Raw genomic sequence first — 23,594 nt, forward strand, 5'->3', positions numbered from 1 at the left:
TAACTAGCGATCGCAAAACAAAAAGCATTTTTTACATTAACCACCCAGAGATTTATAGCCAGTAGGACAGCTAGTAACACCAGTTGCAGCTGAAACAACGGCTGTACCAGGTACGTTTGCTTCACACGCAAAAGCAACTGTTAATGCTTCATTGGTTTGAGTGTTACCTGTGATGGTACCAACAATTCCCAGATAAGCTTTCAGAGCAGGTTTAATAGCATCTGCTTTATTGGAAATGATACCAGCGATATTAGTACCGCTACCTTTAATTTCACTACTGTATTTGTAGTTATCAGTCTGGGTTTTAATCCCAACACCTAGCTGTGTTAATTCAGTTGTAAAGGATTGATATTCCAAGAAGTAAGCTTGTTGAGCGCGGTTAATTGCACCGATACCATTTCTAGCTTCTGACTGCTTGGCTTTGTTAACTTGACCAAGCAAAGAAGGTAAAGCAATAGCAGCCAAAACACCAATAATAATTACTACCACGAGCAATTCAATCAAGGTAAAACCTTCATCTGCTCTATTCTTACGATTATTCAGGTGTTGCAAAAATTTAGCTTGAAGTTCAGGTTTGATTGCGGGCTTCATTGAGAGTTTCTCCTATGGGGGGTGAGATGTATTATTCTTGACTTCTAGGCTTAAGTTACCCACTTGTTTCACGTTTCATATCACCTACAGCAAAAAATTCTGAAAATTTGCCGAATGTGTTTTATGCACAACGTTCTAACAGCACATAGAGAAAGACTTCCAGTTTGCTCAACAGATTTTGAACTTGAACACAGGCTTGTGCATAACTCATCGGCTCTAGAGTGACAACATCTATTGGCTTAATCAGTAACCAGCGTTGTACTAAGGAGTCAAATGGTTGCTCTCCCTCCCAGAGAGGTAACAAGCAAGCAACTAAGTTGGTATCTAACTCTACAGGCCCCTTTAAGGGAAGATTTATATAGTTAGCAACTGACCATGAACTACCTTGAGTGATGCAGTTAATCAAATCTTGTTTGATTTGTTCTGTTCTTAATTGAGGATGCAGATGTACTTTTGTACTTTGCCAGTCTGCTAATGTCCACTCAGAAATTGACTCAAATAACTTTCCTTGATGGGGATGACCACACCAGAAGTCTAGTAAACGGTGAGCAGGATGTAACAATTCAAATATATGTAACTGATCCTCTAGTGGAAGTTCAGGGAGGCTCATGGCTAGAAAAGCTGGCAAATCATCTCGATTTTTAAATAAATCCATTAATTCCCAGTGTCGCCATTGCACCATACTGATAAATTCCAGATCAGCAGCTTGCAACATGGCAAACATTTGTTTAACTGTGTAGCCTTTATCTCCTTGGAGTAAATGATTCACTAAAGTTAAATTAGGTGCTTGCTCAAAGGCGCTATCCCAAGCTCTTTGTTTGAGAACTACATCATCTTTCAAAGATCCCATAATTTCCCGAACTAATTCAGCTTCAAATTCTAAGGGTGTACCATCCATTAAACCCATTAGTTGAAATAGTTCTTGAGCTTGGTAATAATAAAATCTTTGGCGGTAACTATGTAAGTTAGTATGAATAATTCCATGCGGTTGCAAAACAGATTTCATGGCTTGCAACCCTAAAACTGGATCTGGGAGTAGATAAAGAGTTTCATCACAGTTGATATAGTCAAATTGCATCCCTAACTGGGATAGATCCTCAATGGAAAGTGTATAAAATTCTGCATTATCAAAGCCATGATATTGCAAGCGTTGACGGGCTAGTTTTACGGATTCTGCTGATAAATCAACACCGATAATTTTAGCATCAGGATTGGCCTCTGCTAAGGCTAGTGATGTGTAACCAGAACCACAACCCGCATCTAAAATAACTTTATCTTTAGTATTTATAATTTCTTGATTTCTTAAATAGAAAGATGTGACAAAATTACAAACATAAAGCAAATTCAATTTATTTTTGGGTGTTTCCTCAACAGAATTATTAGGGTATGGAATTGCTTCAAACTGCTGACGAATTTTCTCTTTTAAGTCTGATGTTGGGTTATTCATAGGTAAATTGCTCCTGTGATTGCATTCTCCACAGTCTGCCCCAATACCTGTATATGGCAGAAGCATGACTTAAAAGAATTGCTTAAGTTTGAGTATTCCCATTTATCTGCCTTTCCTCTCACTCTATAGTTATGTTATATTAAGCGTAGTCATTATGAGTTCGTATAGATATATGTCTAACCCAACAGTAGAAAACGTAGTGATTATCGGTTCTGGGCCAGCAGGATACACCGCCGCCATCTATGCAGCACGAGCTAACCTGAAACCCGTTGTTTTTGAAGGTTTCCAAGCTGGAGGATTGCCGGGTGGACAGCTGATGACAACGACGGAAGTAGAGAACTTTCCTGGCTTCCCGCAAGGGATTACGGGGCCGGAACTGATGGATCGGATGAAGGCACAGGCCGAGCGTTGGGGGGCTGAGTTATATACTGAAGATGTGATATCTGTTGATTTAAGCCAACGTCCGTTTACTGTGCGCTCTGAAGAAAGAGAAATTAAAGCCCACAGTTTAATTATTGCCACTGGTGCCACAGCCAAGCGTTTAGGTTTACCCAGTGAACATCAGTTTTGGAGTCGGGGAATTTCTGCTTGTGCGATTTGTGATGGTGCAACACCAATTTTCCACGGTGCAGAGTTGGCGGTAATTGGTGCTGGTGACTCAGCCGCAGAAGAATCAATTTATCTGACTAAATATGGTTCTAAAGTGAATTTGCTGGTACGGTCTGATAAGATGCGGGCTTCTAAAGCTATGCAAGACCGAGTTTTGAGTAACCCGAAAATCCAGGTGCATTGGAACACAGAAGTTGTAGACGTGTTTGGCAATGGTCACATGGATGGAGTAAAAGTTCGCAATAATAAAACCGGTGCAGAAAGCGAAATTCACGCCAAGGGTTTATTTTATGCGATCGGTCACACTCCTAACACCTCCTTATTTAAGGGACAGCTAGAACTGGATGAGGTGGGTTATATTCTCACAAAACATGGTTCTGTAGAAACTAGTGTTGAAGGGGTTTTTGCTGCTGGTGACGTGCAGGATCATGAATATCGCCAAGCAATTACAGCTGCGGGGACTGGTTGTATGGCGGCGTTGTTGACAGAACGCTGGTTATCTTCTAATGGTTTGATTCAAGAGTTTCATCAAGAAGCAACAATCAATAATGAGTTAGAAACTCAGCCAGCCCAAAAGAAAACGGAAGCGGAGGAAGCAGCCGGGTTTAATTTACAGTCAACACGCCATGAAGGTGGTTATGCTTTACGCAAATTATTCCACGAAAGCGATCGCCTGCTGATTGTCAAATACGTCGCTCCTGGTTGCGGCCCTTGTCATACCCTCAAACCCATACTCAATAAAGTAGTGGATGAATTCGATGGCAAAATCCATTTTGTGGAAATTGACATCGATAAAGACCGTGAGATTGCCGAAAACGCTGGCGTGACAGGTACACCGACTGTACAGTTCTTCAAGGACAAAGAACTGTTGAAAGAAATCAAAGGCGTGAAGCAAAAGAGCGAGTATCGCCAGTTGATTGAAAGCAACATTTAGGGAAGTCGGGAATGGGGAATGGGGAATGGGGAATGGGGAATAGGGAAGACAAGACGCAGGAAGCAATAGAGAAAGAAATCCAGGGGTGTGGGAGGATGGTGAAGAAATCTTTCTTCCCACACCTCCCACACTCCCCACACTCCCCACACCTCCCACACTCCCAACTCTCCACTCCCCTATGTACAATGGTCAGCGTATCTTGCTGAATGCAGGCGATCGCTCATGACCATAACTAAACGTCAGCTGCCAAATTTTTTACGTTTTGCCAAAAATCCGAACCTGTCCCAAAAATTAATGATTATTGGGTTAGCCATCACCCTGTTTTTTATCTTTTTGGCGTTTTTCGCCCCTGTAATGCAGGCTTGGGGATGGCTACAAAACCCCAAAGATTTTCTTGCTAACCCCATTCAAGAAGCACCATCGGCTAAATATTGGTTTGGTACTAGTCGCTTGGGTCATGATGTATTTTCGCGCACTTTGTTTGGCGCTCAAGCTGCTTTGCAAGTGGTGATTTTGGCCACGGCGCTGAGTATGGTGATTGGTGTACCTCTGGGGATGGTGAGTGGCTATCTTGGCGGTAGGTTAGATAAGGTGTTGCTGTTTTTGATGGATAGTATTTATACCTTACCGGGATTATTACTTTCTGTAACCCTGGCCTTTGTGGTGGGGCGAGGGATATTAAATGCTGCGATCGCTATTAGTATTGCCTACATCCCCCAATATTACCGCGTGGTTCGCAACCATACAGTGAGTGTGAAAACAGAAGTCTTTATCGAAGCTGCACAAGCAATGGGCGCTTCTACCTGGATTGTGCTGTCGCGTTATTTATTTTTCAACGTCATTCAAAGCGTCCCTGTACTATTTACCCTCAACGCCGCCGATGCAATTTTAGTATTGGGCGGTTTAGGCTTTTTGGGTTTAGGGCTACCAGAAGAAGTTCCAGAGTGGGGACATGATTTAAAACAAGCCCTGGAAGCATTACCTACAGGGGTTTGGTGGACGACACTATTCCCTGGTTTAGCAATGACATTCATGGTAGTAGGGTTATCCCTACTTGGTGAGGGGTTAAATGAATTTGTCAATCCTCGTTTGCGGGGAGAAAATGGGATTCGGAAATAGTCATTTAATACTGAAAAGTTACCAGTCTGTTTACTGATAACTTTTCACTGTTAACTGATAACTGATAACTGGAGAGATGCGTGTGAAAGATAACCTTAGTTTAATTGCTGCTGCTACGGGTGGATTTATGCTTTCTGTTGCTCTGGCGGGGATTTTGAGTGGTACACCAGTTGCAGCTTCGCGGGGGCAATCAGGTTTTAATTATTACCCAAATACTAGTCTGCAAGTTGCTGCTGCACGTTCTGATGAATCAACCGATTACATCACAGACAAGGACAAGTGATACATTTTTGTATCACAACCGAAATGTGGGATATGCAATTGTGATTAAACCAGAAGTAATTGGCATTGATGTCGGGGGAACAGCAATTAAGCTAGGGCGGTTCAGCCAAGATGGTACTTGCTGGCAATCATTAACGGTGGAAACGCCCCAACCAGCAACTCCAGAAGCGGTTTTGAGTGTGATGGTAGATGCGATCGCGCAAGTTGACCCAGATAATCAAACTATTGCTATTGGTGTCGGTACTCCTGGCCCGGCGGATGCTACAGGACGCATTGCCCAAATCGCCATTAACTTACCCCAGTGGCATAATGTCCCTTTAGCTGACTGGTTAGAAGCCAAAACAGGCAAACCCACTGTCATTGCTAACGATGCGAATTGTGCAGGAGTCGCCGAAGCTTGGTTAGGAGCCGGTCGTAACTGGCACAATTTTATTATGTTGACCTTGGGAACCGGGGTTGGTGGCGCAATTATTCTGGATGGGAAATTGTTTGTCGGACATCGTGGCGCAGGTGGCGAACTTGGTTTAATCACCTGCAACCCTAACGGCCCAATGTGTAACAGTGGTAATCAAGGCTCTTTAGAGCAGTATGCTTCAATTATTGCCATTCGTCGCCGCACGGGGAAAGAACCTGCCGAATTAGGCGCTTTAGCTGAAGCGGGAGATAGTGACGCTTTGGCCTTTTGGCAAGAATATGGCAGAGATTTAGGAACAGGTTTAGCGAGTTTAATTTATGTTTTAACACCAGAGGCGATCATCATTGGTGGTGGTGTCAGTGCTAGTTTTAAATTTTTCTTCCCAGCCGCCAAAGCAGAAATTGAACGGCGAGTCATGGCGACTTCGCGTTTTGGGTTACAACTTTTGCCAGCTGAATTGGGTAATTCGGCGGGAATGGTAGGTGCAGCAAAGTTAGCCTGGGAATGTTGTATAAAAATTTAGATGATCGTTTCCGGCTTTTTTGATTGACATATCAAGTTTTTTTGAAATATTATTGCCAACGAATCAACTTTTTTTGCAATGTCAGGTGCAGAAGTTCTGAGTAAAAGAATGAACTCAGGTTTACCAAAATCGCTAGCGCGTTGCTGGCGAGAAGCTTTAGCGGAAGCAATTGGAACTTTTATTTTGGTGTTTGCAGGAACTGGTGCAGTCATGGTGAACAGCATCAGTCAAAATGCTGTGTCACATTTAGGTATTAGTTTTGTGTTTGGTGCTGTGGTAGCGGCGTTAATTTATGCTTTGGGACATTTGAGTGGCGCACATTTCAACCCAGCAGTGACGCTGGCTTTTTGGACGAGTGGTTTTTTACCTAAATGGCGAGTGTTGCCTTATATTTTGGCACAGTTAGGAGGAGCGATCGCCGCTTCAGCTTTACTAGTAATTAGCTTAGGGAAAGTTGGCAATTTAGGAGCAACATTACCACTAAATAATAATTGGATGCAGGCTTTAGTATTAGAGTTTGTGCTGACTTTTATTTTGATGCTGATTATTTTCGGTTCAGGACTAGATAGACGCGCACACATAGGTTTTGCTGGGTTAGCAATTGGTTTAACCGTAGCAGTGGAAGCTGCATTTATGGGGCCAATTACTGGTGCAAGTATGAATCCGGCGCGTTCCTTTGCACCAGCATTTGTCGGCGGAATTTGGCAGCATCATTGGGTTTATTGGATAGCACCAATTTTAGGAGCTCAACTAGCAGTAATAGTCTATCGGCAACTTTCCAATAACTTTCAAGATTGTCAGAAGTAAAGGTGAGAATAACGTAAAACTAGGAGTTTCAGATTATTCTCTGCCGAAGGTAACAAAAGAGGGATAATTAGCTTGGGTGGAGTGTAAGTCATACTGTTTTTACAAGATTTAGCTTTGTTCTGACTCTAATATTTCTATGATGAAATTGCTTGCTAGGATTGTCCAATTTCTTGTAACTTTTTTGACCATAGTTTTAGTGTGTTACTGGAGTGTAAATCCTGGGATTCTACCTGTAGCTTTAGCAAGCTACCACAAGCTGGAGAAATCTGATTACCATGTACACAGAAGAATGGTATCCCCAACTATGTCAACAGCAAAACAGATTACTTATCCAGCTACCCCCAAAAACGAACAAGTGGATAACTACCACGGAACTGTCGTTGCAGATCCTTACCGTTGGTTGGAAAATTCTGATTCTGAAGAAACGAAAGCTTGGATTGATGCTCAAAATAAGATTACTTTTGAATTTTTAGGTGAAATTCCGGCTCGTGACAAAATTAAACAACGCTTAACGAAACTTTGGGATTATGAAAAGTATGGTACCCCATTTAAAGAAGGCGAATCTCTGCAAGACGGTTCCACCGAACGCTATTTTTATTTCAAAAACAACGGGCTGCAAAATCAAAGCGTACTATATACCTTAAAAAGTCTAGATGACGAACCGCAAGTTTTACTTGATCCAAATAAACTTTCTGCGGATGGAACAGTCGCTTTATCAGGATTATCAATTAGCGATGATGGTAAACTTTTAGCTTATGGTCTGGCAACTTCTGGTTCTGATTGGCAAGAATGGAAAGTCCGTGATGTAGCTACAGGTAAAGATTTAGACGACCATTTAAAGTGGATTAAATTTTCTGGTGCATCTTGGACAACTGACAACCAAGGATTTTTTTACAGTCGCTATGATGAGCCAAATTCTAAAACTCAGTTAGAAGATGTTAACTATTATCAAAAGCTGTATTATCACAAATTAGGTACACCCCAATCAGAAGACATTTTAATTTATCAACGTCCTGACCAAAAAGAATGGGGATTTGGTGGTGGTGTCACAGAAGATGGACGCTTTTTAATTATTTCTGTGTGGTTGGGAACTGACTCGCGCAATTTAGTATTTTATAAAGATTTAAAGAATCCCGATGCGGAAGTTGTGGAATTAATCAACGAGTTTGAGGCAGATTATAGCTTTATTGATCATGATGATAGTGTTTTTTATTTCCGTACAGATTTAAATGCGCCACGGGGGAGGGTGATTGCCATTGATATTAATAAACCCGATAAATCAGCATGGCAAGAAATTATTCCCCAAAGTAAAGCGACTTTAGAAAGTGTCAATATTCTCAATCATCAGTTTGTGGCTGATTATTTGCAAGATGCGCGATCGCAAATTAAAATTTTTGACCTGAAAGGCGCATTTGTCCGCGAGGTAGAATTACCCGGAGTTGGTTCAGTTGGTGGCTTTGGTGGTAAACGTCATGATAAAGAGACTTTTTATAGTTTCACTAGTTTTACTACCCCAGGCGCAATTTACCGCTACGATATGGTAACAGGAAAAAGTCAGTTGTTCCGGCAACCAAAAGTTGGCTTTAATCCTGATGATTATGAAACAAAACAAGTCTTTTATCACAGCAAAGATGGCACAAAGGTGCCAATGTTTATTACTCACAAAAAAGGCATTAAATTAGATGGGAATAATCCGACTTATCTTTATGCCTACGGTGGGTTTAATATCTCTTTAACACCGACTTTTTCTGTGAGTATGTTGGTGTGGATGGAAATGGGTGGTGTTTATGCTATGCCAAATCTGCGTGGCGGTGGCGAATATGGCGAAGAATGGCATCAAGCCGGGATGAAAGAGAAAAAACAAAATGTGTTTGATGATTTTATTGCGGCGGCGGAATGGCTAATTGCGAATAAATACACCAAAACTGGCAAACTAGCGATCGCAGGTGGTAGTAATGGTGGTTTATTGGTGGGTGCTTGTATGACGCAACGTCCCGATTTATTTGGTGCAGCTTTACCCGCCGTTGGTGTTATGGATATGTTGCGCTTTCATAAATTTACTATTGGCTGGGCTTGGACTAAAGAATATGGTTCACCCGATAATCCTGAAGATTTCAAAACACTGTATGCTTATTCACCCTTGCATAACCTCAAACCAAAGACAGCTTATCCTGCTACTTTAATTACTACCGCAGATCATGACGATCGCGTTGTACCTGCCCATAGTTTCAAATTTGCGGCGGCTTTGCAAGCAGCCCATCAAGGTGATGCACCAGTATTAATTAGAATTGAGACAAAAGCTGGACATGGTGCGGGTAAGCCGACAACTAAAATCATTGAAGAAGCGGCGGATAGATGGGCATTTTTAGTGCGAACTTTGGATATTAAGATTTAAACGCAGAGGTGCGCTGAGTAACGCGGAGTATTGAAGGTGTGTTTCTGCAATGCTAGAACGCACCTTTTTTGTTAGATAACCAAGTTACACTGTTGAATAAATATGGGTCAAAGCTATGCAAGTTACACAACAGCAATACTACACCCCAGAGGAATATTTACAGTTAGAGGAAGCGGCTGAATATAAAAGTGAATATATTGATGGACAAATAATTCCAATGGCAGGTGGAACAGTTAATCACGCTCGAATATCACTTAACCTTGGTTCGGCGTTAAATTTTGCATTTAGACAGCAAAATTACGAAGTTTTTGTTGGCGATGTCCGTCTATGGATATCGCAAAAACGGATTTATACATACCCAGATGTGATGATTATCGCAGGTGAACCGGAATTTTTTAACAATCGCCAAGATATTATTACTAATCCTCAAGTTATTGTAGAAGTGCTATCAAAATCTACTAAGAATTATGATTATGAGGATAAGTTTGCGGCGTATCGCACAATTCCCACGTTGCAAGAATATCTCTTAATTGACCAATATCGAGTTCATGTAGAGCAGTTTTCTAAGATTGGGAAAAAACAATGGAACCTGCGTGAGTATGATGAAGAAGATCAGGCGATCGCATTTGCATCTGTACCTTTTGAGATTTCCTTACAAGATTTATATAACAAAGTCAATTTCGAGCTTGTTGAACCAGAAAGTGAAATAATCTGAACACAGAACACAAAAGGATCGCCGTGCTGATGATTGATCAAAAAAAGGCTTATTCACTGAAACTCTGTTAATTATTTAGTACAGGTTGGCGTAAATAAAGAGACCATAAGAAATTGCTAAAAGGCTTGTAGTATCACTATTCTTTCTTTTTCCTTTTGATTTTTTACTTTTGCCTTGTTGTACTAGTTTCAGCAAATAAGCCCGAAGCGTCTTCAATTAAGCTTCGACTTTTACGCCTTTCCAGAAAGCGACGTAACCTTCAATATTTTTAGCTTTTTCCTTGGCGCTGGGATAGTACCAAGCAGCGTCTTGATTCACCTCTCCATCAACTGCGATGCTGTAGTAACTAGCAACACCTTTCCAGGGACAAGTGGTATGAGTGCTGCTGTCTTGGAAATACTGCTTATTAATTGCGTCGGGAGGAAAATAGTGATTACCTTCCACAACTATAGTCTTGTCGCTTTCGGCTAAAGTTGCACCGTTCCAGATTGCTTTAGGCATAATTGCGTTTTTGAGCAAAGTTTACACTTAATATTTTGACACTGTACTGCCTAAACTCGGAGTCGGCTGTCAATTAAGTAATGAGTAAATTTCTGACTCCTTACTCATTACTTTTTTCAATCAGTTGCTGTACCTCATAAACATCGAATCTGCTGTATCTTGAAACTGAAAGCTAATTAAATCTATGCACCTACCACAAGACAGAGCTTGCACCCTAGCAACTGTTGTAAAATAGACAATAGACTGATTCGGAGGGCCAGTTAACTGGTCATAAACGCCTATAGAGACCATCTTCGGAAATCTCCAAGGTTTAAAGTCCAGCCATCTGAAACAACTACAGAGGCTGTACCACCAGCGTATACCAGGCGATCGCATCACAACGCCTGAATTTTCGCAGCGTCTGGCTGCCATTAGCACAGAAATCAATCAACCTGTGTGTGCCTATCTCAACCGTCGCGGTCAAGTGATTCGTGTTGGGGTAGGCACACCGCGTCAGACGCAAATTCCACCGCTAGAACTGCCCCGTTACGGTGCAGAACGTCTGAGCGGTATTCGCTGTATTGCCACCCATCTCAAACCAGAACCACCCAATGAGGTGGCGCTGACTGCTATGGCAATGCAACGGTTAGACGCGCTGGTAATGTTGAATATCACTGGGACAGGATTTACCAAGCGTGGTGGTGGCGCTACAGGTTATGTCAAAGAAGCTTATTTAGCTCATTTAGTATCTGATACGAAACAACTAGTAGCAGTCCCAAACTCAGAACGCGGTACGCAAAACTCAGCAACCTACTCTAGCATTTCCCCACCGATGAGCTTGGATATGCTGGCAGAACAGGACTTCATCGATTTGGTAGAAGGACTGGAAGCAGAATTCCGGCGGGAATTTGTCGCCCAGGAAGTAGATGCTGATCATGACCGCGTGTTGATTGTGGGAGTCATGACCGATGAATTAACTTTGCAACAATTCCACGACACCCTAGCTGAATTAGGACGACTGGTAGATACTGCTGGCGGTGATGTACTACAGACAGTACAACAAAAGCGATCGCGCATTCATCCCCAAACAGTTATCGGTGAAGGTAAGGTGCAAGAAGTCGCCTTAACAGCCCAAACCCTCGGATGTAATCTTGTCGTCTTTGACCGTGACCTTTCACCAGCCCAAGTCCGCAACTTAGAAGCGCAAATTGGTATTCGGGTAGTTGACCGCACAGAAGTAATTTTAGATATCTTTGCTCAACGCGCTCAATCCCGCGCTGGTAAATTGCAAGTAGAACTAGCACAGCTAGAATATATGCTGCCGCGACTGACTGGCAGAGGTCAGGCAATGTCGCGGTTAGGTGGTGGTATTGGGACTCGCGGCCCTGGTGAAACCAAACTAGAAACAGAACGTCGGGCAATTCAACGGCGAATTTCTCGACTGCAACAAGAAGTCAACCAGTTGCAAGCCCATCGTTCGCGCTTACGACAACGAAGACAACATCAAGAAGTTCCTTCAGTGGCTTTGGTTGGTTACACTAACGCAGGCAAATCGACCTTACTCAATGCCTTAACTAACGCCGAAGTTTATACTGCTGACCAGTTGTTTGCTACCCTTGACCCGACTACACGTCGCTTAGTCATTCCCCATGCAGACACCAATGAACCCCAAGAAATTCTGATTACAGATACTGTAGGGTTCATTCACGAACTACCTGCGTCGTTGATGGATGCCTTTCGTGCAACTTTAGAAGAAGTCACAGAAGCGGATGCGTTATTACATTTAGTGGATTTGTCTCATCCTGCTTGGTTAAGTCACATTCGTTCAGTGCGAGAAATCCTCGCCGCTATGCCTGTGACTCCTGGCCCAGCCTTGGTCGCCTTTAACAAAATTGATCAAGTAGACAGCGAGACATTAGCCTTAGCTAGAGAAGAATTTCCCCTAGCTGTGTTCATTTCCGCAAGCGAACGTTTAGGTTTAGAAACCTTGCGTTTACGTCTTAGCCAATTGATTGCATACGCTGTTGACTCTCGGTAAATACCGAAAATAAAATTTGAGGATATGACATCAATGCCGTAGTTAGGGAAACTACGGCTTTAATTTTTCTATATGGCTATTACTGTGGTATTTCCTGAATGACAGGATGCTCAATGACATGCTAGAACCAGTAATTAATAGATATTTTTATTTTGGTACTTGATATAGAAAGTAACTCAAGTTTTAGGAAGACTCTCATTACTTTTGCTGTTACCAAATTTTTTTGCGATCGCTATCCCTAACACAATTATTTATGTCAACAAATTCCCAGCAACTAGAACCAACAAAAGTCAAAGTTCAGCTTCTCTTAACAGGGGGACATCAGTATACAGTTTATCTCAATCCAGATGACCCTGTATTGCATAGCCTGTTAACCACTGTTGTTGCTCGTGCTTATAAACAAGAAGCAGCCAGTCAAGGTTTATTTCAAGTGCCTGTTAATGAAGGGCATTCAGCTTTATGCTTTGCTAGTGATCATCTTGTTGGGTTAATCACCGAACCACCTCTTTGGATACAGCAACCTGAAAATGTCCAACCTGTAGCCAATGATGTTTTAAATTCTAATTATGTACAAATAGATAATTTTTTCTCGCCTAGTGAGCATGAAAGACTGATTAAGTATGTACTAGCTAATAAGTCAAAGTTTGTTTCCACTAGTACTTCGACCAATGATAAAAATTATCGCCGCTCAATGGTTCTGTACTCATTTCCAGAGTTTGCTGAACTAATTGTCAATAAAGTTCAGCAGATTATGCCTGATGTGATGAGCAAATTGGGAATGACACCCTTCACAGTAGGCCAAATTGAAAGCCAACTCACTGCACATAATGATGGCAATTATTACAAAATTCATAACGATAATGGTAGTTCGGATACTGCTACCAGAGAATTAACTTATGTTTATTACTTCAATAAAGAACCTAAGCGGTATTCTGGAGGAGAATTATTAATATATGACAGTAAAGTTGAAAATAACTTTTATGTCAAAGCAGAATCCTTTAAAACTATCGAACCGCGCAATAACAGTATTGTATTTTTCTTCAGTCGATATATGCACGAAGTTCTGCCAGTGAAGTGTTCATCTAAAGCATTTCCTGATAGTCGCTTTACAATTAACGGCTGGGTACGTCGAGCATCCTAAGCGAAATTACTTATCTACTTTAAAATTCCTTTAAGTGAGGTGATCGCCTCACTTTTTATTTATCAATCAGACTTAAGTATTAAATACACTTTACTTGGAAATACTTAAATATTTTTCCAGGTGTAAATACCCAATATCTATACAGATACAGAGAAACTCCGACTTTTTGCTCTGAGATTAAATTTCTGATGAAAATGTCGATAAACTATAGACTACTGATAAGTTATTGTGGCAAATTATATTTATTCGTCACTGAGAAAAAATAAAATTTCAGAGATTTATATCAACCTCATCCCAGATTGAACTCCCTAGAAAATAGAAGTTTTCGTTATTTAAACTAAGTGAAGGCTGAAATAATAGATCGCTAGTCATTTTAAATTCTAACTAGCGCAATTTATAAACTTAGTTTGTCATAACTTAAAAACTCTATTTTGCAGGGATATTTTATGCTGCGGTGCAGTTTGATAAGACTTTTTAGATACAAAAAGGAGTTTTAAAGAAGTGACTCAAATGAGTTCAAAAAAAGTAATAGGTTATATAACCTGTGGTTTATCATCGTTGGCCATAGTTATGTCTGGGCCAATATCGCAAGCAAATGCAGCATCTGTAAGTTTTTCAGGAACAGGAACCAACCCAGTATCGAATGGAACGACTAACGCTCTGGGAGCATCAGTCATCTTTGATGACAGCCTAAATCCAGGAAAACTAACAGTTACCCTAAAAAACACAGGGCCAGGTGCTACAGCACCTTCTGATGTCTTGACTGCTGTGTTTTGGGAATATGGCGGATCTGCGCTAACAAACTTGTCTTTATCTTCAGCTACTGCTCCAACAGTAATTTCTGGCTCTACAACCACAAGTAATATTAACTTACTGGGTAATCTTAATGAATGGAAATTGCCAAATACTGGTAACGGAACATCAGACTTACCGGGAATAACCCAAAACTACGGTATAGGTACTGCTGGATTAAATATTTTTCAAGGTGGTGGCGGGCAGCAATTTAATTACGGCATCATTAGTGGTTATGACGATCCAAACCCAGCAGTGAAAAATGGGACTTTTGTTAAAGACTATGCCACCTTTGTCTTATCTGGTCTACCTAGTGCTTTTGATGTCACCAAGATTGGCAACATTCGCTTCCAATTCGGGACAGCTTTAAACGAACCTAGCTTTGCTGGCACTTTAGTTAGTGCGACCCCAGCACCAGCACCAGCGCCTGCTCCAGTACCAGCACCAGTGCCTGCTCCAGCACCAGTGCCTGCTCCAGCACCAGCGCCTGCTCCAGTACCAGCACCAGCGCCTGCACCTGCACCAGCGCCTGCACCAGCACCAGCGCCTGCACCAGCACCAGCGCCTGCACCAGCGCCTGCACCAGTACCTGCACCAGCACCTGCACCAGTACCTGCACCAGCACCAGCGCCTGCACCAGCACCAGCGCCTGTACCTGCACCAGCACCTGCACCAGCACCAGCACCAGCACCAGCACCAGTACCTGCACCAGCACCAGCGCCAACACCAGCGCCTTCATCTACAGTGCGCTTTGGATTTCAAAATATCACTGGAAATAGTGCTGTTAACGCCGCAACAGGTGAAAGTCAACTATTTTTAGATGTTACTAAAGGCAGTAAGTCAGATCAGGTTTTATTTACGTTCAGTAATTTTGGACAACAAGCCTCTTCCATAACTCAAATTTATTTTGACGAAGCCAAACAACTGCTAAAAAATATTGCATCAATAACTGATAGTGGTAGTGGTGTAGACTTCGTAATACCTAATAAAATAGGCAATCTCCCAGGAAGTAATAATGCTCCAGGAGGTCGGTTTAACTCAGATTTTTCCGTTGAGGCTAATCAACCAGTTTCACAGATGGGTGTAAATCCTAATGAATTTGTGAGTGTACTGTTTGATTTAGACAGTAACGTTACATTTGACGACATCATTAACAGCTTCAAAGATAGTACCTTACGTGTAGGATTCCACGTTCAAGCCTTTATTGATGGTGGAAGTGAAGCTTTTGTAAATAAATCGATAGCCACAACACCAACGCCAGCACCTGCACCCGCGCCAGCACCTGCACCAGCACCCGCGCCAGTACCAGCACCCGCGCCAGCACCCGTACCAGCACCCGCGCCAGCACCCGTACCAGCACCTGCACCAGCACCCGCGCCAGTACCCGCACCAGCACCCGCGCCAGTACCTGCACCAGCACCAGCACCCGTACCAGTACCTGCACCAGCACCAGCGCCAGTACCAGCACCCGCGCCAGCACCCGTACCAGCACCCGCGCCAGCACCCGTACCAGCACCAGCGCCAGCACCAGCGCCAGCACCATCTCCATCTCCCACAACTTACTATCAACCGCCGGCTTCTCAGCCTCAGCCTAAGAAGGTACCTGAACCTAGTACATTAGCTGCGTTAGGCTTATTTGGTCTCTGTACATTCAAACTGAAGAAAGTTAACAAGAAAAATGATGTGTAAGCTTCGGCAATACTTTTAAGCTTTCATCTTTAGCTATATATGGGTTGAGAAGTAACAAAAAACTTCTCGCCCAATTTTTTTGACCAATAATTTCTGGATGGTACAAGCCACCAAATTTTTTAGATGCAAACATCCTAGTTCAACAAGGCAAAAGTCAAAATTAAAAAGAAAGAATAGTGATACCACAAGCCTTTTAGCAATTCCTTATGGTCACTGAGCGTACTTTTACTGAGCGACTTGCCTTGAGCGTTCGCGCAGCGTCTCCGTCAGGAGAAGTCGAAAGGAGCCGAAGTAGCTGAGTTGTGATCTGTTGATTTAGGCCAACCTGTACTAGAGTTGTACAGATTGATTTTTGGCGACACAGATAACAAGGTTTTAGAATTGAGAAGTATAGAACAAAATAGAGGACATTATGGCTGCTAATGTAGAAATTTACACTTGGAGGACTTGCCCGTTTTGCATCCGTGCCAAACATTTGCTGACTAGTAAGGGTGTTGACTTTATCGAATACAGTATCGATGGCGATGAAGAAGCACGGGATAAAATGGCTCAAAGAGCAAATGGCAAACGTTCTTTACCACAAATTTTTATTAACGATCGCCACGTTGGTGGTTGTGATGATATCCACGCCCTCGACCGTCAAGGTAAGTTGGATGAGTTATTAGCCGTTGAAACCAATGTATAAAATGAGCGGGGATATAAATTTTACTCTTTTCTGCTGCTCAGGTTTGTGACTCAGTTAAATCATCAGGAGTTACTCTAAATTGAGTAACTTAAAATTTCCTGGCGATTGAGGCAAACAGCGTGAAACTGGCTTTTATTATTGATCCCATCCATCTGCTTGATCCTTGTCATGATACCAGTGTTGCACTGATGGAAGCAGCACAGATTTTAGGACATGAAGTCTGGATAACTCAGGTAAACTGGCTGAGTGTGGTAGACGGTAAAGCTTGGGCAATTCTGCAACAAGTGGAACTAGTACCAATAGATTTGGTAGAAGGACGTTGGGTAGCAGCTAATCCTTGGTATCGCTTGCAAGAACGCTCCTTGATTTCTTTAGAAACAATGGATGCCGTATTTATGCGGACAGATCCACCAGTTAATGACTCTTACCTCTTTGCTACTTACATTCTTGATTATGTTGACCAAAATAAAACTTTGGTGATTAATAACCCCGATGGGATCAGGAGGGCAAACGAAAAAATGTATGCCCTCCAATTTAAAGAAGTGATTCCAGAAACCATTGTCAGTGCAGATAAGCAGTTGATTCGGCAATTTGTCGAAGCTAAGGGAGCAACGGTTCTCAAACCACTGGGGAACAAAGCTGGGGAAGGGATTTTATTTTTACAAGCAGGCGATCGCAACTTTAACTCCATTGTGGAACTTAGCACCCATCAAGGCAAACTACCAGTGATGGTGCAGACTTATCTCCCAGAAGCTAAGGATGGAGATAAGCGCATTATCTTACTGCATGGTGAACCGATTGGTGCTTTAAATCGGCTTTCTAGTGGTAGTGATTTTCGCAACAATATGGCTGCTGGTGGTACAGTTGCGGAAACAGAAATTACCCCCAGAGAACATGAAATTTGTACTCGATTAGCTGATAAATTACGTCAAGATGGGTTAATTTTTGTCGGGATTGATGTAATTGGTGGCTACCTCACAGAAGTCAACGTCACCAGCCCCACAGGAGTGCGGGAAATTGACAGACTAAGTGGTACTCGTTTAGGGCATCAGGTAATTCAATGGGTGGAACAGCGTCTACAAGCTAAAAAATAAAATAATTGCAATTGTTTTGAATATTCCCGGTCAGCCTTGGTTATCTACTGTTAAGTCACTCTAGAATCAATCAAATAATTTGAGCGATCGCACCTGTCAAGTAAGGCTGAGAGCTTTTGAGACAGGTGCCAATTACCTGAAAATCAATCGTTAATCTACTCAAAATTTTTTCTAAATACAAAACTAGGACATCAAAGCCAGCAGGCTTTTGCCCAAATAAATTTATTCTGTAAATAGTGTGGACGAGTGTTTTCACCAATTCGCCAAATCAAAAATAGCAACAGAATAATTTCTGTTCCTGATGCAATTTAGTCATTAACAAGTTTTATACAGTACTCAGTGCTATCTGAGACTGCAAACTTGATCTCATATCTCGAATCCAAGATCCTTCAATTACGTGGTGGTGTACGCCGTCTTTGCAGAAATTCAGGAATGTCTAAACCTGATTTTTCTTTCGGTTCCACAACTGGTGTTGATGGATTAGCTGTTGGCGATTGTGTGGTTGATTTTTTGGGTGGCGGTGCAACGCGGGGGTTGCTGGCGTTTTGTGGTGGTGCTGCTTGGCCTTCACCAGTGAACCCTGTCGCAATCACAGTAATTCTGACTTCTCCTTGTAAACGGTCATCAATTACTGCTCCAAAAATAATATTGGCGTTGGGATCAACTACCTCATAAATTGTTTCTGCGGCTGCGTTCACTTCATGTAAGGTTAAGTCACTGCCACCAGTGATGTTAAAGACTACTCCTCTAGCACCTTCAATAGAAGATTCTAGCAACGGAGAAGAAATTGCGGCGATCGCAGCTTCCCTAGCGCGTGATTTTCCCGAACTAATTCCAATTCCCATCAATGCTGATCCCGCATCAGCCATCACCGCTCGCACATCTGCAAAGTCAACGTTGACTAACCCAGGGATGGTAATAATATCAGAGATCCCTTGTACCCCTTGACGCAACACATCATCTGCATAGCGAAAGGCTTCTTGTACAGGTGTCTGTTCGGGAATTACTTCTAATAATTTATTGTTGGGGATGATAATCAGTGTATCTACCCGACTTTTCAGTCCTTCAATACCTTGTTCGGCTTGGCTAGTGCGGCGGCGACCTTCAAACACAAATGGCCGTGTGACCACACCAACTGTCAAAGCACCCATTTCTTTGGCTACTTCTGCCACAATTGGCGCAGCACCTGTTCCGGTTCCACCACCCATCCCAGCCGTGATGAATACTAAATCAGCACCCTCTAAAGCTGTGGCAATTTCATCGCGTGATTCTTCCGCCGCTTTTTGACCGATGGCTGGATTTCCCCCAGCACCCAAGCCTCTGGTTAACTTCTGCCCAATTTGCAAGCGACTGGGCGCTCCAGCTAAAGTCAAAGCTTGAGCATCAGTATTAATTGACCAAAACTCCACACCACTTACATCAGACTCAATCATCCGATTAACGGCATTACCACCACCACCACCAACGCCAATGACTTTGATGTTGGCAACTCTACCGGGAACAATCTCGCCAATGCGGCTATTTTCTAAAGATATTTTTTTACTGTCTGGGCCTTGAGCAAAGTTCAGCCCAGAATGATTAAAGGGATTATTTGAGTTTACTGCCAGTGAAAATCCTGGCTGTCCCACAGATTGGGAGTTTTTATAGGTAAGCCCTTGGTTATTATCAAGCGTCATTGGATTTGTGAAAGGTAGATAAACGACTTTTCCGGGTGCTACTCACCGCAGAATCAACTATAGTTTGACACTGCCAAAATCTATAGGTACTGCTCTTGTATTTTGATTATGATTGGCAACTTTAACAAGCTTGTCAATCTGTAAGTCGGCGATTAAAGCCAGCGATCGCCCAACTAATTCTAGAGAAGTATACCTACATTTACCTAAAGTTGATCTGTCTAAATTCAACAAGCTATTAATAGCTTTCCTACTATGTTGCCAAATTGGCACAGTATACATTTTGCATACTGAATGCCCTCCCATGATTTTTGGTGACGATTTAAGTTGGTCATTAATTTTACAACTACCTGTAATGTTTTTTTGGGCGGTAAATTTCGCTTTTCTTGAGTTTAATGAGTAATTTTTATGATTTCTTAATATCAAATAATACTCAAAACTATGATTACTTTTACTTCTATCATATGTAGTCTTGACTAGTTTTACATTGTCAAATACAAGCTCAATGAGCTTAAAAAGCACACTCAGCTTATATAATTGTGCAAATAACATAATTGCAAAAGACACAAGGTAGCGCGTCTTATCTGCTTTAATAATATAGTTGATAGATTTCACCATTGGCGATAATTACAACCTCAAATCTGAAATTTATCTTATATCTACCTATCACTAGATTTGACAGTGCCAGGGAACTATAGACTGATAGCGACAAAGGAGACTTGCAAATTAAGCCTCCTGTCACACCGCATGAAAATTTCATCCTAATATTTTGAGTGTGTTGTCAAAATATGCAAAATTATCAATAAACTTATATATTTATCTATTAGCATCAAATTTCTTAATTTACTGAGAGGAATTGATACACAAAAGTTAATATAGATGATTTGCTAAGGGATTTGAGAGTCAGCCTTTGGAGTTTTTTGGATCATGTGTACTATGGGCGAATCAGGATTTTTGAGATCAATATACTCTATTTGACTAGGATTAATTTTGGCTGGTAAATTTCGCAGTTGCGACAGTATCTTGATTTGTGCTGGCAATAGAGAACTAGGAGTACCCAAATGTACATTACCAATTTCAGTTTTCAGGATTAAATTTGCCAAATCTTGAAAATTAACTTCCATAATTTTCACGGAACTTTGACTTAGCAAAGGATACAGTTGACTCCAAGACTGTTGGTATTGTTCTGGTGTGCCAATCACTTTCAGGCTGGGCAACTTCAACTTAGGATTTACCAATGTATATTTTTCTAACGGTATCCAAACACCATTAGCATCTAGTAAGCCAGTAGATGACTGTTTGTTTTTCGGTTGATTATTTGGTGTAGGTCTTTGGGCTACAGCTACAGGTACTCGTTCTTGGATTTCGATGATTAATCCCGGTGGCAACAGACGACGAGTCACAGTAGCTTGAGCAATAGTTGATTGTTTTTTCAAAGAATCTGCGATCGCTCCAGGTTCAACTTTCCATAAAGATTGCGGATAAGACAGCTTTAACATTGACTTAATTGCTGTTTCTGGGAGGACTTGATTTCCAGTTTTGATCACAATTTGTTTGGGATCACGCAGTACCCAGACAGGTTGTAGGGCTACCCAAAGCAACCCACCAGCTAAACCACTAATAGCCAAAGTTCGCCAAATAGCTTGGATAACTTTCATTTGTCGCTGGCGACGTAGTTTTTTGCGGCGCTGGGACAAATCTGTTTGAGAAACGGATACAATACCTGCCATTCTCACCTCTTATTGATGACATTCTCAATTTTTGGCTAAATTTATCAACCCCTTGAGCATCGGGATTAGCTATGAGAAATTTTGCCTATTCTATTTTGCAGTGCGGAGTTGCCGTTGAGTTAAGTTGATTTTAGTGAATTACCGTCACTGCGATCGCCATAAACTTGACTAGAGAATAATTATTGACAAAAATATTATTCTGTGTATGCAAAATATATAACTGCTTTGCAGTAGTTATGCTGTTATGTGATGCAGATCGCACTCAGTGTCAAAAAATCTAGCTAACTTTGTAGATACAGATGTTTTGTGGCCAAAGCAATCTTGTGTAGGACTTACCGCATCAAAACGAAAAATCAAGAGTTTTGGCAAGGGTTCAGGGGTATGGGGGTGTACTTATTTAAAATCCTTACACCCCAAACCCTTTCACCCTGACACCCAATCTCCACAGCTAATTTTTGTGCGTCAGTCCTGCTTGTGATCTACATCTAACTCAAGCGACACAACACAATCTTGAGTCCGACATTATAGCAATCTTATTTGATTTGTAAACATCGCCCATCATTAAACAAGAAGCGCGATCTGAGTTATGCCCCATATTCAACATCAAAAATGTGACAAGCATTAAACTGTGGGGCTGCATCCAAATCCGACTACGCATAATTACGTAATCATTTAGCAATAAAACGACTTGTAAATTCTTGCTTTTTAGTAAAATTATTGACTTCCTTTATAACCAGATATTCAGTTGATTAGAAGCTTAAAGATTGTCAAAAGCTACACATAATACAAATAAAAGATGGATATACTGTAAGTATCAGGGACAATAGTGGCTCTAGTCTTGTTCTGATAGTTACTGGTAGCAAAAAATTACAAACTGCTATCCACCCATAATTCACAGCCCAGAAGTGAGTTAACAAAATAACTATCATTGACTAGGAATACTTTGTATATAAACAGACAAACAACACCGTATCTCCAACTGCATCTACATCTAAATGATCAATACAGATTATTTGTCACGCTTTTATAAAGCATGTAACCCTAGCTATGCGCTCAATATGAGCGTTCGCAGTGATCAGCAGTACTATATAGATTTCGCTGATGTCCGTGGCTGCAAGATTGTGGAAGAATTGCAACGGACTATCAGCCGTATTTCTCCCGATGAACCTACCTGTCAGTTATTTACAGGTCATATTGGTTGCGGCAAGTCTACAGAATTACAACGCCTCAAAGCCGAACTAGAAGCAGTGGGATTCCACGTAGTTTACTTTGAGTCCAGTCAAGACCTAGATATGGCTGATATTGATGTCAGCGATATTTTACTGAGTGTAGCTCGTCAAGTCAGCGCCAGTTTAGAAGCAATTAAAATCAAAGTCCAACCACACTACTTCATCAACCTCTTCAAAGAAATCGGAGATTTTTTACAAAGCCCCATAGAACTTTCTGGAGAAGCCGAATTATCTCTGGGGATTGCCAAAATTACCGCTAAAACCAAAGATAGCGCCCAAGCGCGAAATCAACTCCGACAATATTTAGAACCACGTACTAACAGCATTTTGCAAGCAATTAACGAAGAAGTTTTAGAAAAAGCCGTTGAACAACTAAAACTCCGTGGTCAAAAAGGTCTAGTTGTCATTGTTGATAATTTAGATCGAGTTGATATGCGTCCCTTAGCATCTGGGCGGACACAACCAGAATATCTCTTTATCGACCGGGGTGAACAATTACGCCGACTCAAATGTCACGTCGTCTACACCATTCCCCTAGCGTTAATTTTCTCGAATGAGTATGAAACACTCAAAAACCGCTTGGGTGGAGGTATTTCACCAAAAGTCTTACCAATGGTGAGAGTTAAACAAAGAGATGGTAGTGATTACGAACCGGGGATGTTGCTACTGCGTCAGTTAGTCTTAGCTAGAGCATTTCCAGAAGTTTCTTATAATGAAAGACTTTCATTAATCACAGAATTATTTGAACATCCTGAAACCCTTGACCGTTTATGTCGCGTGAGTGGCGGACATATCCGTAACTTATTAGGCTTGCTATATAGCTGCTTGCAACGACAAGACCCGCCTTTTTCGGCACAATGTTTAGAAGCAGTCATTAAAGATTACCGTGATGATTTGCTATTAGCCATTGATGAATATCAGTGGGAACTATTGTTTGAAGTAGTGCAACAGCAAAGCGTTAAAGGTGAGTCTGAATATCAAAGTTTGCTGCGAAGCATGTATTTATTTGAATACCGCGATCCTGTGGGTCGTTGGTTTGGGATTAGCCCAGCATTAGCAGAAACCGAAAAAGTCTTGGCTTGGCAGCAAAAAAGGTAATAAAACTGAGCAAGCAAATAATTATTAGTATCAGTCATTAGTCTAGGTGAATTTGACTAATGACTAATTTATAATGAGCAATTTCTTCTGTTGAGGCTGTATTCCAGT

General features: G+C 41.7%; 22 protein-coding genes. 14 read left to right on the forward strand and 8 right to left on the reverse strand.

Features of this window, described 5'->3' with window-relative positions; translation table 11 throughout:
- Nucleotides 1–36: 36 nt before the first annotated feature.
- Both H6G79_RS00515 and H6G79_RS00520 read right to left on the reverse strand, forming a co-directional pair.
- Entirely contained in the window at nt 37–591 is a 555-nt protein-coding gene (locus H6G79_RS00515) for a type IV pilin-like G/H family protein (RefSeq protein WP_190587901.1), read from the reverse strand.
- Between the two features lie 121 nt (nt 592–712).
- On the reverse strand, nt 713–2,038 hold the full coding sequence (locus H6G79_RS00520; protein ID WP_190587902.1) for a class I SAM-dependent methyltransferase: 1,326 nt from the start codon (nt 2,036–2,038) through the stop codon (nt 713–715).
- Between the two features lie 172 nt (nt 2,039–2,210).
- On the opposite strand from H6G79_RS00520, the gene trxB reads away from it, so the two are divergent.
- The 8 genes from trxB (at nt 2,211) to H6G79_RS00560 (ending at nt 9,837) form a co-directional block, all read left to right on the forward strand.
- Nucleotides 2,211–3,581: a thioredoxin-disulfide reductase gene (gene trxB / locus H6G79_RS00525; RefSeq protein WP_190587903.1), complete on the forward strand. Its 1,371-nt coding sequence runs from the start codon at nt 2,211–2,213 to the stop codon at nt 3,579–3,581.
- Between the two features lie 85 nt (nt 3,582–3,666).
- Nucleotides 3,667–3,807 carry a hypothetical protein gene (locus tag H6G79_RS00530; RefSeq protein WP_190587904.1) on the forward strand — a complete coding sequence of 47 codons (141 nt, stop codon included), beginning with the start codon at nt 3,667–3,669 and terminating at the stop codon, nt 3,805–3,807.
- Nucleotides 3,804–4,700 carry an ABC transporter permease gene (locus H6G79_RS00535; RefSeq protein WP_190587905.1) on the forward strand — a complete coding sequence of 299 codons (897 nt, stop codon included), beginning with the start codon at nt 3,804–3,806 and terminating at the stop codon, nt 4,698–4,700. Before H6G79_RS00530 ends, H6G79_RS00535 begins: the two co-directional genes overlap by 4 nt.
- A gap of 82 nt (nt 4,701–4,782) precedes the next feature.
- Nucleotides 4,783–4,983, forward strand: a complete 201-nt coding sequence (locus tag H6G79_RS00540) for a hypothetical protein (RefSeq protein ID WP_190587906.1) — start codon at nt 4,783–4,785, stop codon at nt 4,981–4,983.
- A 40-nt stretch (nt 4,984–5,023) separates the two neighbouring features.
- Nucleotides 5,024–5,920: an ROK family protein gene (locus H6G79_RS00545; protein ID WP_190588305.1), complete on the forward strand. Its 897-nt coding sequence runs from the start codon at nt 5,024–5,026 to the stop codon at nt 5,918–5,920.
- A gap of 108 nt (nt 5,921–6,028) precedes the next feature.
- Nucleotides 6,029–6,727 (forward strand): MIP/aquaporin family protein, encoded by a 699-nt coding sequence (locus H6G79_RS00550; protein WP_190587907.1) that lies wholly within the window; start codon nt 6,029–6,031, stop codon nt 6,725–6,727.
- 304 nt (nt 6,728–7,031) lie between these two features.
- On the forward strand, nt 7,032–9,122 hold the full coding sequence (locus H6G79_RS00555) for a prolyl oligopeptidase family protein (RefSeq protein WP_190587908.1): 2,091 nt from the start codon (nt 7,032–7,034) through the stop codon (nt 9,120–9,122).
- A gap of 115 nt (nt 9,123–9,237) precedes the next feature.
- The gene (locus H6G79_RS00560; RefSeq protein ID WP_190587909.1) at nt 9,238–9,837 is read left to right on the forward strand and encodes a Uma2 family endonuclease; all 600 of its coding nucleotides are present in this window, start codon (nt 9,238–9,240) and stop codon (nt 9,835–9,837) included.
- Nucleotides 9,838–10,053: 216 nt separating this feature from the next.
- On the opposite strand, the gene H6G79_RS00565 is transcribed toward H6G79_RS00560, so the two are convergent.
- Nucleotides 10,054–10,338 (reverse strand): DUF427 domain-containing protein, encoded by a 285-nt coding sequence (locus H6G79_RS00565; protein ID WP_190587910.1) that lies wholly within the window; start codon nt 10,336–10,338, stop codon nt 10,054–10,056.
- A 120-nt stretch (nt 10,339–10,458) separates the two neighbouring features.
- Complete coding sequence (locus tag H6G79_RS36295) at nt 10,459–10,749, reverse strand: hypothetical protein (RefSeq protein ID WP_199333902.1); 291 nt, start codon at nt 10,747–10,749, stop codon at nt 10,459–10,461.
- Between H6G79_RS36295 and hflX the strand changes: the two genes are divergently transcribed.
- From hflX to gshB, 5 genes are all read left to right on the forward strand, one after another.
- Nucleotides 10,664–12,355 carry a GTPase HflX gene (hflX, locus tag H6G79_RS00570; RefSeq protein WP_199331354.1) on the forward strand — a complete coding sequence of 564 codons (1,692 nt, stop codon included), beginning with the start codon at nt 10,664–10,666 and terminating at the stop codon, nt 12,353–12,355. The two genes, H6G79_RS36295 and hflX, sit on opposite strands and share 86 nt — an antisense overlap.
- Before the next feature lie 253 nt (nt 12,356–12,608).
- Nucleotides 12,609–13,496 carry a 2OG-Fe(II) oxygenase gene (locus tag H6G79_RS00575; protein WP_190587911.1) on the forward strand — a complete coding sequence of 296 codons (888 nt, stop codon included), beginning with the start codon at nt 12,609–12,611 and terminating at the stop codon, nt 13,494–13,496.
- 510 nt (nt 13,497–14,006) lie between these two features.
- The gene (locus tag H6G79_RS36300) at nt 14,007–15,977 is read left to right on the forward strand and encodes an XDD4 family exosortase-dependent surface protein (protein ID WP_199331335.1); all 1,971 of its coding nucleotides are present in this window, start codon (nt 14,007–14,009) and stop codon (nt 15,975–15,977) included.
- 412 nt (nt 15,978–16,389) lie between these two features.
- Entirely contained in the window at nt 16,390–16,662 is a 273-nt protein-coding gene (grxC, locus tag H6G79_RS00585) for a glutaredoxin 3 (RefSeq protein ID WP_190587912.1), read from the forward strand.
- 119 nt (nt 16,663–16,781) lie between these two features.
- Nucleotides 16,782–17,756 (forward strand): glutathione synthase, encoded by a 975-nt coding sequence (gene gshB / locus H6G79_RS00590; protein WP_190587913.1) that lies wholly within the window; start codon nt 16,782–16,784, stop codon nt 17,754–17,756.
- 70 nt (nt 17,757–17,826) lie between these two features.
- On the opposite strand, the gene H6G79_RS00595 is transcribed toward gshB, so the two are convergent.
- From H6G79_RS00595 to H6G79_RS00610, 4 genes are all read right to left on the reverse strand, one after another.
- Nucleotides 17,827–18,012: a hypothetical protein gene (locus tag H6G79_RS00595; protein WP_190587914.1), complete on the reverse strand. Its 186-nt coding sequence runs from the start codon at nt 18,010–18,012 to the stop codon at nt 17,827–17,829.
- 133 nt (nt 18,013–18,145) lie between these two features.
- Nucleotides 18,146–19,432, reverse strand: coding sequence for a cell division protein FtsZ (gene ftsZ, locus H6G79_RS00600; protein ID WP_190587915.1), 1,287 nt, complete (start codon nt 19,430–19,432; stop codon nt 18,146–18,148).
- Nucleotides 19,433–19,489: 57 nt separating this feature from the next.
- A complete protein-coding gene (locus tag H6G79_RS36505; protein ID WP_190587916.1) occupies nt 19,490–20,047 on the reverse strand; it encodes a hypothetical protein in 558 nt (185 codons plus the stop codon).
- 269 nt (nt 20,048–20,316) lie between these two features.
- The gene (locus tag H6G79_RS00610) at nt 20,317–21,159 is read right to left on the reverse strand and encodes a cell division protein FtsQ/DivIB (RefSeq protein ID WP_190587917.1); all 843 of its coding nucleotides are present in this window, start codon (nt 21,157–21,159) and stop codon (nt 20,317–20,319) included.
- A 995-nt stretch (nt 21,160–22,154) separates the two neighbouring features.
- Between H6G79_RS00610 and H6G79_RS00615 the strand changes: the two genes are divergently transcribed.
- Nucleotides 22,155–23,486, forward strand: coding sequence for a P-loop NTPase fold protein (locus H6G79_RS00615; protein WP_190587918.1), 1,332 nt, complete (start codon nt 22,155–22,157; stop codon nt 23,484–23,486).
- Nucleotides 23,487–23,594 lie beyond the last annotated feature (108 nt).

Source organism: Anabaena sp. FACHB-83 (assembly GCF_014697485.1).
Taxonomy (GTDB): Bacteria; Cyanobacteriota; Cyanobacteriia; order Cyanobacteriales; family Nostocaceae; genus Nostoc_B.